Annotated in this window: 17 protein-coding genes; 7 read left to right on the forward strand and 10 right to left on the reverse strand. The window is 47.1% G+C overall.

All coding sequences use genetic code 11. From position 1 onward, the window contains the following. Positions 1–67: 67 nt before the first annotated feature. Complete coding sequence (apaG, locus tag AAA946_RS13490; protein ID WP_338165307.1) at positions 68–448, forward strand: Co2+/Mg2+ efflux protein ApaG; 381 nt, start codon at positions 68–70, stop codon at positions 446–448. An 8-nt stretch (positions 449–456) separates the two neighbouring features. Then, a complete protein-coding gene (gene apaH / locus AAA946_RS13495) occupies positions 457–1,260 on the forward strand; it encodes a bis(5'-nucleosyl)-tetraphosphatase (symmetrical) ApaH (protein WP_338165308.1) in 804 nt (267 codons plus the stop codon). A gap of 46 nt (positions 1,261–1,306) precedes the next feature. Here the strand turns inward: apaH and folA are convergent, their stop codons facing one another. The 6 genes from folA to rplU form a co-directional block, all read right to left on the reverse strand. Beyond that, positions 1,307–1,786 carry a type 3 dihydrofolate reductase gene (gene folA, locus AAA946_RS13500; protein WP_338165309.1) on the reverse strand — a complete coding sequence of 160 codons (480 nt, stop codon included), beginning with the start codon at positions 1,784–1,786 and terminating at the stop codon, positions 1,307–1,309. A gap of 16 nt (positions 1,787–1,802) precedes the next feature. Continuing rightward, entirely contained in the window at positions 1,803–2,270 is a 468-nt protein-coding gene (locus AAA946_RS13505) for a threonine/serine exporter family protein (RefSeq protein ID WP_162631228.1), read from the reverse strand. After that, a complete protein-coding gene (locus AAA946_RS13510; protein ID WP_112459545.1) occupies positions 2,270–3,037 on the reverse strand; it encodes a threonine/serine exporter family protein in 768 nt (255 codons plus the stop codon). The genes AAA946_RS13505 and AAA946_RS13510 overlap by 1 nt, the downstream gene beginning before the upstream one ends. 189 nt (positions 3,038–3,226) lie before the next feature. Continuing rightward, complete coding sequence (cgtA, locus tag AAA946_RS13515; protein WP_112459544.1) at positions 3,227–4,396, reverse strand: Obg family GTPase CgtA; 1,170 nt, start codon at positions 4,394–4,396, stop codon at positions 3,227–3,229. A gap of 266 nt (positions 4,397–4,662) precedes the next feature. Continuing rightward, a complete protein-coding gene (gene rpmA / locus AAA946_RS13520; RefSeq protein ID WP_004409945.1) occupies positions 4,663–4,920 on the reverse strand; it encodes a 50S ribosomal protein L27 in 258 nt (85 codons plus the stop codon). Positions 4,921–4,941: 21 nt separating this feature from the next. Then, positions 4,942–5,253 carry a 50S ribosomal protein L21 gene (gene rplU / locus AAA946_RS13525; protein WP_006074830.1) on the reverse strand — a complete coding sequence of 104 codons (312 nt, stop codon included), beginning with the start codon at positions 5,251–5,253 and terminating at the stop codon, positions 4,942–4,944. A 272-nt stretch (positions 5,254–5,525) separates the two neighbouring features. On the opposite strand from rplU, the gene ispB reads away from it, so the two are divergent. Then, positions 5,526–6,497, forward strand: coding sequence for an octaprenyl diphosphate synthase (gene ispB / locus AAA946_RS13530; protein WP_338165310.1), 972 nt, complete (start codon positions 5,526–5,528; stop codon positions 6,495–6,497). 59 nt (positions 6,498–6,556) lie between these two features. Here the strand turns inward: ispB and AAA946_RS13535 are convergent, their stop codons facing one another. Together AAA946_RS13535 and mdh are read right to left on the reverse strand one after the other, a co-directional pair. Next, positions 6,557–6,748 (reverse strand): hypothetical protein, encoded by a 192-nt coding sequence (locus tag AAA946_RS13535; protein ID WP_338165311.1) that lies wholly within the window; start codon positions 6,746–6,748, stop codon positions 6,557–6,559. A gap of 120 nt (positions 6,749–6,868) precedes the next feature. Continuing rightward, complete coding sequence (gene mdh, locus AAA946_RS13540; protein ID WP_338165312.1) at positions 6,869–7,804, reverse strand: malate dehydrogenase; 936 nt, start codon at positions 7,802–7,804, stop codon at positions 6,869–6,871. Positions 7,805–8,142: 338 nt separating this feature from the next. Between mdh and argR the strand changes: the two genes are divergently transcribed. The 4 genes from argR (at position 8,143) to AAA946_RS13560 (ending at position 13,318) form a co-directional block, all read left to right on the forward strand. Beyond that, positions 8,143–8,613, forward strand: a complete 471-nt coding sequence (argR, locus tag AAA946_RS13545; RefSeq protein WP_042473435.1) for a transcriptional regulator ArgR — start codon at positions 8,143–8,145, stop codon at positions 8,611–8,613. A gap of 333 nt (positions 8,614–8,946) precedes the next feature. Next, positions 8,947–9,915, forward strand: coding sequence for a TAXI family TRAP transporter solute-binding subunit (locus tag AAA946_RS13550; protein ID WP_338165313.1), 969 nt, complete (start codon positions 8,947–8,949; stop codon positions 9,913–9,915). A gap of 261 nt (positions 9,916–10,176) precedes the next feature. Then, complete coding sequence (locus AAA946_RS13555; protein WP_338165314.1) at positions 10,177–12,756, forward strand: TRAP transporter permease; 2,580 nt, start codon at positions 10,177–10,179, stop codon at positions 12,754–12,756. Between the two features lie 121 nt (positions 12,757–12,877). Further along, a complete protein-coding gene (locus tag AAA946_RS13560; protein WP_338165315.1) occupies positions 12,878–13,318 on the forward strand; it encodes a universal stress protein in 441 nt (146 codons plus the stop codon). Positions 13,319–13,366: 48 nt separating this feature from the next. Here the strand turns inward: AAA946_RS13560 and AAA946_RS13565 are convergent, their stop codons facing one another. Together AAA946_RS13565 and rluA are read right to left on the reverse strand one after the other, a co-directional pair. Beyond that, positions 13,367–14,329 (reverse strand): D-2-hydroxyacid dehydrogenase, encoded by a 963-nt coding sequence (locus AAA946_RS13565; protein ID WP_338165316.1) that lies wholly within the window; start codon positions 14,327–14,329, stop codon positions 13,367–13,369. 35 nt (positions 14,330–14,364) lie between these two features. Next, positions 14,365–15,102: a bifunctional tRNA pseudouridine(32) synthase/23S rRNA pseudouridine(746) synthase RluA gene (gene rluA / locus AAA946_RS13570; protein WP_338165317.1), complete on the reverse strand. Its 738-nt coding sequence runs from the start codon at positions 15,100–15,102 to the stop codon at positions 14,365–14,367. Between the last annotated feature and the right edge of the window lie 110 nt (positions 15,103–15,212).

The raw sequence follows: 15,212 nt of genomic DNA on the forward strand, positions 1-15,212 counted from the left end.
CTAGCTTGCTATTGAGCGTTTTTTTTGTCATATCTGAATATGCACTTCAAGCAGTTAGGAGATTGACATGGAGTCGACCACACCATGCGTAAAATGCCAAGTACACACTAAATACGTTGAAGAACAGTCCGACCCAGACAACAGCCGTTATGTGTTTGCCTACATCATTACCATCAAGAACCTGAGTCAGGAAACTGTTCAACTCATCAGTCGACGCTGGTTAATCACCGATGCTAACGGCAAGCAGCTTACCGTAGAAGGTGATGGCGTCGTTGGACAACAACCGGTCATCGAAAAAAACGATGAATACACTTATACCAGTGGTACAGCAATCGAGACCCCTCTGGGCGTAATGCAGGGGCACTACGTTATGCTAGATGGGAGTGGTAAACAATTTACCGCAGAAATTGAACCTTTCCGCTTGGCGATCCCCAACATACTGAATTAAGGAACATTGTGGCCAACTACATTGTCGGAGACATTCAAGGCTGTCTCGATGAACTGCAGCTTTTATTAGCCAGCGTTAACTTCAACTCGCAACAAGATACTATTTGGTTCGCTGGCGATCTCGTTGCAAGGGGACCAAAATCTTTAGAAACCCTTAGGTATGTAAAATCGTTAGGAGATGCGGCTAAGGTTTGTTTAGGCAATCACGATCTACACCTTCTTGCTGTGTCTTTAGGCGTTCACAAAGCAAAGCCAAAGGATAAAACGCTATCCATCCTCGAGGCGAGTGACAAAGACGAGTTACTTAACTGGCTAAGACAACAGCCATTATTGCTAGAACATGATGAGTTTGTCGTTTGTCATGCGGGGATTTCACCGCAGTGGACACTGAAACAAGCGAAGAAATGCGCAAAAAAGGTGGCAAAAAAATTACGCGGAGACGATTGGCAGTCACTGATTAAAAACATGTATAGCAACGAACCGGATGTCTGGTCTCACGAACTGAAAGGGATTGAACGACTTCGCTATACCATCAATGCTTACACGCGAATGCGATTTTGTTTTCCTGATGGGCGCTTAGACATGAGTTGCAAGCTCCCCCCTTCAGAAGTCAATCCAAGTGAATATGTACCTTGGTTTGCCCTACCATCACGTGAAGCATTAAGTAAAACTGTGATATTTGGTCATTGGGCTGCGCTTGGTGGTTATGTCAGCGAAGAGGTCATCGGGCTTGATACCGGCTGTGTGTGGGGCGGGGAACTCACTATGATCCGCTGGGAAGACAAGGCGCTATTTAGTCAACCTGCGTTGTAACAATCTATATTGCTCGCCAGTTGAGAAACTGGCGAGCAGTAAAAACTTAACGCTCTAGCACTACAAACTCCATGTTGTAGGCATTTTTTTCATCCGCACTGTAGTGCTCGCTGTGGATTTTCTGCCAACCTTCTCCCCAGTCAGGAAATTGCGTATCACCATCAAGCTTGGCATCAATATGGGTCAGATACAGTTTATTTGCCATCGGAAGACAGTGACTATAGAAGCTACCGCCACCAATGATCATCGCTTCTTCGACATCGCTAACCAACTCCAATGCCTGCTCAAGCGAAGTCACAGTATCGACACCGTCGATAGACAGTTCATTGTTACGACTCACCACAATATTGCGACGCCCCGGCAGTGGACGCCCGATAGATTCATAAGTCTTACGACCCATAATCACTGGTTTACCCAAAGTACAGCGCTTGAACCAAGCAAAATCAGCCGGTAAATGCCACGGCATTTGGTTGTCCTTACCAATGATACGATTGTCTGCCATAGCGGCTATCATACTGATGATCATGATTGTTTGTTCCTAATTAGACGATTGGGCGACGGCGGTAGAATAACAGCCCTGGCATCGCAAGACCAACCGCGAGACCTGCGATAATGAACATCGCTTTCAAAAAGTTCTCAAGAAGCGTCGCCAATAGCTCTGGGGTATAACCTAAATGGTTGATCTCTACCATCGCAATCATGGCTTTAAACGCAAACACGCCTGGCACCATAGGGATCAATGCCGCTACAGTAAATACTTTCGGGTGCGCCAAAAACTTATGAGACCAATGCACACCAATCATGCCAACCAAAGTGGCGGCAAAAAAGGTTGCCCACTCAATCGGCACTCCATAATGCATCATTAAAAAGCGTGAGCCATGGCCGATCGCGCCGCCGATAGCGCAGTAAGCCAACGCATTTTGCGGCACGTTAAATACCAGAGCAAAACCCACCGCTGGTATCGCGGCAAAAAACATATCATTAAGTAGGGCTAGAAGCAGTTCCATCATTACTGTACCCACCCTAATACGTTGGTAATGCTCATTGCACCCACGATGCCTAAACAGGTCGCAAGCGTCAGCAAGCTTGCCATCACAAAGCGAGCGATCCCCATATTGACATAACCTTTGAGCATATCGGCCACCGAGTTAATCAGCGGAAAGCCAGGCACTAACATCAATACCGAAGAGGCCATCACTAACTGTGGCTTGTCCCCGATTCCATAAATCACGGCTTGTGCGGAGATCAATGTAGTAACAAAAGCTGTAATAGCGAAATTGAGCAGTGGATTGAAGTGACGGTGACCAAACTCCTGACGGACAATCATGCCCAAGCCAGACGCTAAAAAGGTCATACCAAACACCGCCCAATCGCCGCCAGCTAATCGACTGAATGCGGCACAAGAAAGGCCTATCATCACCACCACTAACCAGCGGTTGTAGCGTTCTGGGCTGATTTGGTTAAGCTTTTTTTGAGCCAGTTGATAGTCGAGAATACCCTTCTCCATCATTATGCAGATGCGCTGAATCTGGGTAACGACCCGCATATTCAAGCCTCGATCTGGGCTTCGACGTGCGGTGGTGACGCAATGTTCGTTATAGACAGTAGTGACGACTAAAGAGCTGGCAGAGAGCGACACTTCCACTTCATCCATGCCTGCTGCTTTTCCGATTCGATGTGTAATGTGACCAACAAGGGTGCTTTCAGCGCCATGAGCTAACAGCATTTGGCCTGCTTGAGCAATCAGCCGAGAGACTGCTCTTTGATTAGGTGCCATGTATCCTTCCAAGCATGTGGTTCTAGGCAAATGTATTGCCAATCCATAATTTGTTTGGCCGATTGGTTTCTGCCAAACAAAGTGCAAACGTTTGAGCCGGTTAGTTTGCCTCAGTTTCTGAGTCAGAGAAATGATTTAGGTACAAAAAAACCGCAATAACAATTGCGGTTTTTCAAATTCAATGGTGATTTAGTCACGAACGTAGACAACGTGGCCGTCATCTTCTTCGTCATCCCAATCATCCCAGTCATCGTCTTCAGTAATCACGTCTTTACCTGACATGGCATCTTTGTGGTAATCATCCCACATGAAGTCGACTTTCTCTTCTTCAGAGATCTCTTCTTCCGCACGCGGTAGGGTTTCCATAAAGTCTGCTAACTTGTAGCAAAGCTCTTTAGTACCGTGCTTGTTGACTGCCGAGATCTTAAAGTATTCATCTTCCCAGCCTAGCGCATCAAGGATCTCTTGGATCACTTCATTCGCTTCTTCTTCTGGCATCAGATCAACTTTGTTGAATACCAACCAACGCGGCTTATCAGCCAGTTTTTCACTGTATTGCTCAAGCTCATCGATGATGGTCAATGCGTTTTCGATTGGGTTAGACTGGTCGATAGGCATAATATCGATCATGTGAAGCAGCACGCGACAGCGCTCTAGGTGCTTCAAGAAACGAATACCTAGGCCAGCACCATCCGCAGCGCCTTCGATTAGACCTGGAATGTCAGCGACGACAAAGCTCTTCTCAGGAACCACACTCACAACACCAAGACTTGGGATCAAGGTCGTAAATGGGTAATCGGCTACCTTAGGCTTCGCTGCAGATACCGCGCGAATGAAGGTTGATTTACCTGCGTTTGGTAAACCAAGCATACCCACGTCAGCAAGCAGAAGTAGTTCAAGGCGCAGCTCACGCATCTCACCTTTTGTACCTAGCGTCTTTTGGCGAGGTGCACGGTTAACCGATGACTTAAAGCGCGTGTTACCAAGACCGTGCCAACCGCCTTTGGCAACCATGACTTTTTTGCCATGCTCAGCCACTTCTGCCACGATTTCGTTGGTGTGAATATCAACCGCACGAGTACCAACTGGCACTTTCATGACTTTGTCTTTGCCACGCTTACCAGTACAGTTACCACCACGGCCATTTTCACCACGTTCCGCTTCATAGAAACGCTGGAAACGGTAGTCGATTAGTGTATTTAGGTTTTCATCTGCCTCGATATAGATATCGCCGCCGTCGCCGCCGTCGCCACCATCAGGGCCACCTTTCGCTACAAATTTCTCACGCCAAAAGCTAACAACACCGTTACCGCCGTCGCCCGCTTGGACTTTTACTACCGCTTCATCAACGAACTTCATCTCTTACTCCGACTACTTCTTCGCTTACCCACCAAAAGGCTCAAGCGTCATCACGACGCGCCTGATGGCTTCATTCGATTATCACTACATTTTAGCAGATGACAGAGACGACTCCCCACTAAGCTAGACCTTACTTTGTAAAGACTTAACCTAGAGATTCGTCTCTATCGACTGCCTTCATTTCAATACAAATAAAAAACCCCGCCGACTCGGCAGGGCTTTTGAATTCAGCTTGAAAGCATTGTGTAATTTAGCGAGATGCTTAATTACTCAGCTTCGATGCTAACGAATTTACGGTTCTTAGGACCTTTAACTTCGAATTTCACTTTACCTTCAGTAAGAGCGAAAAGAGTATGGTCTTTACCGATACCAACGTTAGTACCAGCGTGGAACTTAGTACCACGTTGACGTACGATGATGTTACCTGCAAGAACAGACTCACCACCGAAACGCTTAACACCTAGACGTTTGCTTTCTGAATCGCGGCCGTTACGAGTAGAACCACCAGCTTTTTTGTGTGCCATTGTTAAACTCTCCTAATCGAATTAAGCGTTGATGCCAGTGATTTTCACTTCCGTGAACCACTGACGGTGACCTTGTTGCTTACGAGAGTGCTTACGACGACGGAACTTAACGATTTTAACTTTATCGCCACGACCGTGTTGTACTACTTCAGCAACAACCTTGCCGCCCTCTACTAGAGGAGCGCCAACTTGAATGTCTTCACCGTTAGCAACAAGAAGAACTTTATCAAATTCAACAGTTGCACCAGTTTCAACGTCTAATTTCTCTAAACGAAGAGTTTGACCTTCGCTTACACGGTGTTGTTTACCACCAGATTGGAAAACAGCGTACATATTTTACTCCGCTTTTTCCGCACAGCCTTTTGATTGTTATTTCAACAAATAGGGTGTGCGCTAAACTAATCATCAATAGGGCGCAGATTCTACGCGAATGATTGCCCTATGACAAGCCATATTTTGAAAAAATTGGCGAAACACTAATCGCCAATCGAAAGTGCCGCAATAATGCCCTTTCACCATGTATTAATCAACGTTTTTTAGTGTATTATTCACAGATTATAACCAACGATTAAGCCTTACAGGCTCTAAGCTCAACCGGGTACGTAATGGATTTTAAAGCTATCCAAGCACTGACTGCCGATGATATGGCAAAAGTGAACGAAACAATACAAGCACAATTAAACTCTGAAGTTAGCCTAATCAATCAGCTTGGTTTTTACATTGTGAGCAGCGGAGGAAAGCGCCTAAGACCGCTTCTTGCTATCCTGTCAGCCAAAGCGCTGGGTTATCAGGGTAATGCTCACACGACTGCTGCTGCCTTTATAGAATTTATCCACACTGCAACCTTGTTGCATGATGATGTGGTCGACGAGTCTGACATGCGACGCGGTAAAGCCACCGCAAACGCAGCATTTGGTAATGCGGCAAGCGTGCTGGTAGGCGACTATATCTATACACGCTCTTTCCAGATGATGACAGCGCTTGGCTCGCTGCGCATTTTGGAGTTAATGAGTGATGCGGTGAATGTAATAGCTGAAGGCGAAGTTCAGCAGCTAATGAATTGCAACGATCCTGACACTAGCGAAGAAAGCTATATGCAGGTTATCTACTCTAAAACCGCACGCCTGTTTGAGGCGGCAACGCAAGTTGGTGCCATCCTAAATGACGCTGAACCGGAAGTAGAAGTCGCTCTGCAAAACTACGGCAAATATCTAGGCACTGCATTCCAGCTTATCGATGATGTTATGGACTACACCTCTACCGGTGAAGACATGGGTAAGAATGTCGGCGATGACCTTGCAGAAGGTAAACCGACGTTACCACTGATCCACGCTATGCAGCATGGCGAGGCTCATGAAAGCGAAATGATTCGCGAAGCCATCGAAAAGGGCAATGGTCTCGACAAAATCGAAGCCATCATGGCCACCATGCAACGAGTAGGTTCACTTAAGTACACCGAAGAAATGGCTCTTCAAGAAGCAGACAAAGCCATAGCGGCACTTTCTGTGGTACCTGACAGTGAATATAAACAGGCGCTTGTGGCGCTTGCCTACATGGCGGTAAAACGCAGCGCATAAAAAAGAGGTAGCGGCTCGAGTTGCTACCCCTTTTGCGGTTATCTGTCTTCTATATACGCTCAGTAGTATTGATCGCAGCCGTTGTGCAGTTGTTGGTCCTCTTGGATCTCATCAGCATCCAGAGCCCACTGGACATCGCTCCCCAATGGCTCGACCAATACCGAGTTGGACTTTTTGTCAACAACGAGTACCTGACCGACACCGTGCTGGGACTCAACCCACATTCCTTTTCGTACTCTATCAATTTCCATTATCAATCCCCCGTTTCACGTCACAATTGTTACGTGCCTCTTTAGGGATAGATCAAAAAACCCAGTCTCGTAAAGACTGGGTTTGCATATCGTCGTGGCTGGAATAGCCGATAACGAAGACTACTTCGCGAACTCAACACCAATTTCAATGTCTTTGTTCAGTGTCTCTAGCATGCCATCTAGCGCAGCTTTCTCGTAATCACTTAGCTCACCGTAGCTAAGGATAGCTTCTGCGCCATCTTTACCAAGTTTAACTGGCTGTGCAAAGAATGGAGCATGCTCACCGTCACCTTCGACGTAAGCACATTCAATAACGTTTTCTTCGCCTTGTAGGCCCTTCACTAACGCTAGACCAAATCGGCATGCCGCTTGACCCATTGATAGTGTTGCAGAGCCGCCACCGGCTTTCGCTTCAACTACTTCAGTACCTGCATTTTGAATACGCTTAGTCAACGCTTCCACTTCATCAGCCGTAAACTCGACGCCTTCTACTTGAGAAAGCAGTGGAAGAATCGTCACACCAGAGTGACCGCCGATAACCGGCACACGGATATCACCTGGATCTTTTGCTTTAAGGTCGGCAACAAACGTTTCTGAACGAATCACATCCAATGTCGTCACACCAAACAGTCTACGCTTGTCGTACACACCCGCTTTCTTAAGCACTTCTGCTGCAATTGGCACAGTTGTGTTCACTGGGTTTGTAATGATACCAATACACGCTGTTGGGCAAACTACCGCAATTTTTTCTGCCAAAGATTTCACGATACCAGCGTTGACATTGAACAGGTCAGAGCGGTCCATACCAGGCTTACGTGCTACACCCGCAGAGATAAGCACCACGTCAGCACCTTCTAGTGCTGGCGTTGGATCTTCACCGGCATAACCTTTAATAGAAACTGGCGTTGGGATATGGCTAAGGTCAGCCGCTACACCAGGAGTTACAGGGGCAATATCATAGAGGGCTAAATCAGAACCAGCTGGAAGGCGGTTCTTAAGTAGTAGAGCTAGGGCTTGACCGATGCCACCTGCGGCACCAATAACAGCTACTTTCATGGTAGTTCTCCTTGAGATTGGTATCTCTTATTAATAGTCTTGTAGGGCAAATTTTCATCAGCTAGTAAAAAGCTATAGCATTCACTAATCGATTACAATCAATTAACCCCAGCTTTGCGAGCTCGCGCAACTCGCTAATTACGTGCCACTAACCTAGCACGTAAACAGCGTTGATAAAACCTGCTTTTTACCTTGTTAATTATGAGGTTATACTTGTTTTTTGTGATATCTGTTTAAGTGATATTGTTGGCAGAAACTATGGATAGGTTGGTTAAGATAGGGGTTCTGTGCCACAATACGGCGATCACTGCGAGTAGAACGAAGAATAAGAGGCGTATATGCGCAATAATGACAAACAAGATAATCTGGTTCGCGCGTTTAAAGCGTTGTTAAAAGAAGAGCGATTTGGCTCTCAGGGTGAGATTGTCGACGCGTTAAAACACGAAGGGTTTGAAAACATTAACCAATCCAAAGTGTCACGTATGTTGACTAAGTTTGGCGCAGTGAGAACCCGCAACGCCAAAATGGAGATGGTTTACTGTTTACCTGCCGAACTGGGCGTCCCGACTGTTTCTAGCTCACTGCGTGAACTGGTACTCGATATCGACCACAACAATGCTCTGGTAGTGATTCATACTGGCCCTGGTGCTGCACAGTTAATTGCAAGACTGCTCGACTCTCTTGGTAAAGCTGAAGGTATTCTGGGTGTTGTCGCAGGTGATGATACTATCTTCATCACACCTACGCTTACAGTATCCACCAAACAACTGTTTGATTCTGTGTGTGATCTGTTCGAATACGCTGGTTAAGTTTTAAACGTTAACATTCAGAACAATCTGTCACGGGACAATTAGTTCCGTGACATTCATCACATCTTGAAAAATCGAAACCTTGCCCTCAAATTAATCTTAATTATCTGTTTTATTTGACTTATATTCCAAAAATACGTCATCTCTTAGCATTTCTAGCACAGACAAATCCCCTATTTCTATTAACAATCCAGTAATTTTCTTCCAAATTATTTGGTATGATTGCGCCACTTTTTCAACATATGGATTGAAAAAGATGCCGTTTCCACATAGGAAACCTCTGAAGACAACTATAGTTATTCAGGGCTAATAATGAATAAGGAAGGGAAATTCATGGCATTTAAGAAACTTGTTAAAATCGGTGCTATTGCCGCTGCTGTAATGGGCGCAGGCGCTGTTAATGCTCAAGAGTTCATCACAATCGGTACAGGTTCGGTGACGGGTGTTTATTACCCTACTGGCGGCGCTATCTGTAAGCTTGTGAATAAAGGCCGTAAGGAACACAACATTCGTTGTTCAGTAGAGTCCACCGGTGGTTCTATCTACAATGTCAACACTATCCGTGCTGGTGAGCTAGATTTCGGTATCGTTCAATCTGACTGGCAATATCACGGCTATAACGGCACAAGCAAATTTGAAGAGCAAGGCCCTTACAAAAAGCTTCGTGCAATGTTCTCTCTACACACAGAACCATTCAACATCATCGCTCGTGCTGACGCAGGTATCGACAACGTGACTGACCTTAAAGGTAAGCGCGTCAACATCGGTAACCCTGGCTCTGGTGACCGTGCAACGATGGGCGTCGTTATGGATGCGATGGGCTGGACTAACGACGACTTTAAACTCGCTTCTGAGCTTAAAGGGTCTGAGCGCTCACAAGCGCTTTGTGATAACAAAATCGACGCGTTCGTTTATGTTGTTGGCCATCCAAACGGATCTATCAAAGAAGCAACTACGTCTTGTGATGCGAAACTGATCTCGGCAACTGGCGAGAAAATTGACGGTATCGTATCAGCAAACCCATACTACGCTTACAGCTCAGTTCCAGCGGGCATGTACCGTGGTACAGACGGTGACGTAAACAGCTTTGGTGTGGCGGCAACGATGGTAACAACATCAGACGTTTCAGACGAAACGGCGTACAACGTTGCTAAAGCCGTGTTTGAAAACTTCGACACATTCAAACGTCTTCACCAAGCATTTGCTAACCTGAAGAAAGAAGACATGGTGAAAGCAGGTCTATCTATCCCGCTTCACCCAGGTGCTGAGAAGTACTACAAAGAAGTTGGTCTACTAAAATAAGACCACTTCGTAGGGGGGGCATCGCTTCCCCTACTGCTTTTCTACTATGAGCAACACTCAAAACTATCAACACCAGTGCATCCAACTGGTGTGGCTATTTGGGCTCTCTTTCCAAGCCCGTCATTAAGAGCCCAAAAACACAACAACTGCTACACGTTTGCATCCATTGACTACAATGTTAAATGCGAAATAGGTTCGTGCCTTTTTCATTAGCCACTGGCTGAAAAGTCACCGACCCAAAAATAATAAAGGACAACGTACATGACGCAGACAACACAACCGTCGCAAGATGTGCAAGACATGGTCGCACAGGCCGACACAGGCGCACGAAGCCCGAAAGGGATCCCGGCCAAGATACTTTGGTTTGTGCCGCTATGTTGGTCACTGTTTCAACTTTGGTACGCATCACCACTACCATTTGTGTTCAACTTTGGCGTACTGAACGACACTGAAGCGCGTTCTATCCACTTAACATTCGCTATCTTTTTAGCGTTTACTGCGTACCCAGCAATGAAGAGTTCGCCTCGTGACCGAATTCCTGCCATTGACTGGATCCTCGCACTTGCTGGCAGTTTTTCTGCCGCCTATATCTACCTATTCTATACCCAGCTCGCCGGTCGCTCTGGTGCACCAACGACAATGGATATCGTCGCGGCTGTAACCGGTATGATTCTGCTTCTAGAAGCAACACGCCGAGCACTCGGTCCACCGCTAATGGTGGTTGCTGCGGTATTCTTGCTGTATACCTTTGGCGGTCCATACATGCCGGACGTCATTGCTCACAAAGGTGCTAGCCTTAATAAAGCGATGTCCCACCTATGGTTGACTACCGAAGGTGTATTTGGTGTCGCTCTTGGTGTATCCACTTCCTTCGTATTTCTGTTCGTACTGTTTGGCGCCATGCTTGAACGGGCCGGTGCGGGTGCGTACTTCATTAAAGTGGCGTTTTCACTGCTTGGTCACATGCGCGGCGGCCCTGCGAAAGCGGCAGTGGTCGCATCGGGCTTATCTGGCCTAGTGTCAGGCTCATCGATTGCCAACGTAGTAACCACAGGTACCTTTACCATCCCGCTGATGAAGCGAGTCGGCTTCCCAGGCACCAAAGCTGGTGCGGTAGAAGTTGCCGCCTCAACCAATGGTCAGCTAACACCACCTATCATGGGTGCTGCAGCCTTCTTGATGGTGGAATATGTCGGTATCTCTTATGTTGAAGTTATCAAAGCGGCACTTCTACCAGCACTGATTTCTTATATCGCACTTATCTACATCGTACACCTCGAAGCATGTAAAGCCGGAATGACAGGTCTTCCTCGTCGTCACAATCCAACGCTGGTACAAAGCCTGCTGTCGTTCACCGGTACTATTTTGGGGCTGTGTGTGATCAGTGCCGTGGTCTACTACGGTATTGGCTGGACCAAAGATGTCTTCGGTGATGCAGCAACACCTATTGTTGGCGTCGCACTACTGCTCTCTTATGTCGGCTTGCTACGCATTTCTGCTAAGTACGCTAAAGAAGGCGGTATTGAGATCGATGCTGAACTGAATGAAGTTCCAGATCCAGGCCCAACCATTAAGTCTGGTTTGCACTTCTTGTTGCCAATCGTGGTATTGGTTTGGTGCTTGACGGTTGAACGTTTCTCTCCGGGTCTGTCCGCATTCTGGGCAACCGTGTTTATGATTTTCATCTTGATCACTCAGCGCCCTTTGATTGCTTTGATGGCGAAAACCAATGATGTGACCGAAGAGCTTAAAGCGGGCTTTGTTGACCTCGCAGAAAGTCTTGTCTCTGGCGCTCGAAACATGATTGGTATCGGTGTGGCGACAGCGGCAGCTGGTACGGTGGTTGGTGTGGTAACCCTAACCGGCATCGGCCTTGTGATGACCGACTTCGTTGAGTTCATCTCAGGCGGTAACATCATCTTGATGCTGCTGTTTACCGCGGTCATCTCGCTAATCCTAGGTATGGGTCTGCCGACAACAGCGAACTACATCGTGGTATCAACGTTGATGGCGCCAGTGATTGTGACGCTAGGTGCGGCACACGGCCTGATCATTCCATTGATTGCGGTGCACCTGTTCGTGTTCTATTTCGGTATCCTTGCTGATGATACACCGCCAGTAGGTCTTGCTGCCTTTGCCGCGGCAGCCATTGCGAAATCCGACCCAATCCGTACCGGTATCCAAGGTTTTACCTACGATATTCGTACTGCAATCCTGCCGTTTATGTTTATCTTCAATACACAGCTATTGATGATGGGCATTGATTCTTGGTGGCACTTGGCACTAACGGTAATTTCCGCGGTGATTGCGATGCTTATCTTCTCTGCAGCGACGCAAGGTTGGTGGTTCACTAAGAACAAATGGTGGGAAACGGTACTGCTTCTAGCGCTCACTTTCACCTTCTTCCGACCGGGTTTCTGGTGGGACATGATCTATCCAGCAAAAGTTCTTTCACCAGGTGTTGAGATAGCTCAAATTACTGAAAACCTAAATGTTGGACAATCCCTCGAGTTAAGAGTCGCGGGTGAAACACTGGAAGGTAAGTACGTTGAAAAAACCGTTCGCCTGCCATTTGAAGACGATGCAGTCAGTGCAGATGATCGTATCGCCTCTATGGGTCTAATGCTGAATGAAACAGATGGCAAGATGATTGTCGATATGGTTGAGTTTGGCAGTCCTGCTGAGGCTTCGGGTCTCGACTTTGACTGGGAAATTAAGTCTATCGTGCAGGAAGCAGATAGACCAATGAAGGAGTGGGTCTTCGTACCTGCCCTGCTTTTGCTTCTCGTTATGGCGATGAACCAAAAGCGTCGTGCTCGTCGTGAAAACCTGAGCGCATAAGGTTGTATTGGCTCCAAGTTTTAAGACTTGGGGCCTTCTACCTTTATACGGAACGGATAAAACTAGCCAAGCTTATGCTTTACCCTATGCTAGTAGGGTAGGAACCAAAAAGAGAACCAACATGTACAAGCAAATCCTTGTTCCTGTCGATCTGAATGACAAGGGCTTTTCAGACAAAGCCGTCGAAATTGCTGTTTGGCACGCCAAACACTCTAACGCCGAAGTACACCTCCTCAATGTCTTACCTGGCATTCACATGTCTATGGTCGCGTCTTACTTCCCTAAAGATGCCGCGGCACAAATGAAAAATGACGTGAAAGCGCAGCTCAAAGCGTTCGCCGAACAACATATCTCCGAAGATGTGGTGTACAAGGTGCATGTCGCGGAAGGAAAGCCCTACGCGACGATCCTCGACTACGCAGAACGCCTAGGTGCCGATCTTATTGTGATGCCTAGCCATAAACGCTCAAAGATCGATAAGGTCGTTCTGGGCTCAGTGGCCAGTAAAGTGGTACAAAACTCTCCAATTAACGTGCTGGTTGTGAAACCACAAGCAAGTTAATCGAACGCCTTATATAACAGTCCCACTACACGTGGGACTGTTTCGTTTTTAAACCACTCGATTCTGCTCTATGCCATCCACTGCGGCTTCGAGATTAGTCACCAATATCTCACATAATCGACTGATCGATGAGTCACTGCCCCATGCCACATGTGGCGTCAATATCAAATTCGGCAAATGGTGATTAGCAACCAGAGGGTTATCCATTGCGGCAGGCTCTTGCGTAAACACATCAACGCCCGCCCCGGCAATCTGCCCAGTTTTAAGCGCAGTCACGAGCGCCGCCTCATCAACTAAGCCTCCACGCCCGGTATTAATCAGTAGCGCGGTCGTTTTCATTTTGCTGAGTGCTTGAGCATCGATTAGATTACGCGTGTCCTCTGTCAATGGGCACAACAGCGCAATCGCATCACTGGTCTTCAAACAATCATCAAATGAAACATAGCCAGGCCGACAGTCACTGACAACTTTACGCTCGGAAAACTGAACATTAATGCCAATGGCACGCGCTAACGCCGCCGTCGCTTGACCTAACGCACCACTGCCAATGATACCCAGAGTTGATCCCGCCATATCTTGAATTGGATGAGTAAAGAAACAGAACTTATTCTGTCGTTGCCACTCTCCAGCGGCAATATCTTGGTGATACGCGAACAGATTACGCTTTAAAGCAAACAGTAAACCAATAATGTGCTCGGGAACAGATTGGGTCGCATAGCTCCTAATATTGGTCACTCTGATGTTGTGGCGTTGACAGTAATCCAAATCCACATTGTTCACGCCTGTCGCAGCAACCGCTATATGCTCAAGCTTTAATGCGCTTTTCAGTACCTCTTCACCTAAATACACCTTATTGCTGATGATGATATCGGCATCAGAAATTCGCAGCTCAACCTCATGGGGAGCTGTCTCAGAGTAATTGACCCATTGGTGGCCAAAAGCAGGACTGGGGATGTGAATGTGTGCTGGAATCGTGTCGCGATCTAAAAACACAATCTTTTTGACGGCCATGTTCTCTCCTTGGATGTTCACGGCCAACAATGAGTTTATGGCCGAGGCAGGGTCTTATAATCCGGTAATTGTGGCGCGGGGTCAAAGTGCTCAATCACAAGTTGCTCCGACTGTGGGTAAAAATCACACGGCACAAAAATCGCCTGCAACTGCTCCGTTTGTGGATGGTAAAAACACAATTCCGAAGCGTGCAGCTCAAGACGGTCAGAGTAGCTCATGGCCTCTTCGTGAGCATAGAACTCATCACCCACAATCGGGTGACCTAGGGCGAGCAAGTGAACACGCAACTGATGTGAGCGTCCCGTGATTGGAAACAGGCGCACAATACTGGTTTTCTCTTCCTGCTCAACCACCTGATAGTAGGTTTGTGATGGTTTACCATGCTCATAGCACACCATTTGACGTGGGCGGTTTGGCCAATCGCAAATCAAAGGCAGATCAATTAGCCCTTCACTCTCTTTCGGCGTGCCCCAAACTCGCGCGTAATACACCTTATGCGTAAGGCGGTATTGAAACTGCTTCTTTACCGAGCGTTCCGCGTCTTTAGTTTTAGCAAGCAGCATCAAGCCAGAGGTCGACATATCGAGTCTGTGTACCACTTGAATATCTGGGTAGTCAGCCACCAACCGACTCCACATGCTGTCATAGTGCTCTGCCGCTTTTCCCGGCACAGACAACAGGCCGGAAGGCTTATTGACAGCAAGAATATGCTCATCTTCATAAACAATATCGGTCCAAGGGTCGGTTGGCGGGGTGTAACTTAGCATGGCCATATCAGGTACTCACGGAGTAAAACAGTGCAAAAAGCATGGTGGTAAACAATGGAAAAAATAAAAGGCGCAACTTACGCTGCGCCATTCTATCAGTGAAACCCTAGGTGAGC

Source organism: Vibrio sp. 10N (assembly GCF_036245475.1).
Taxonomy (GTDB): Bacteria; Pseudomonadota; Gammaproteobacteria; order Enterobacterales; family Vibrionaceae; genus Vibrio.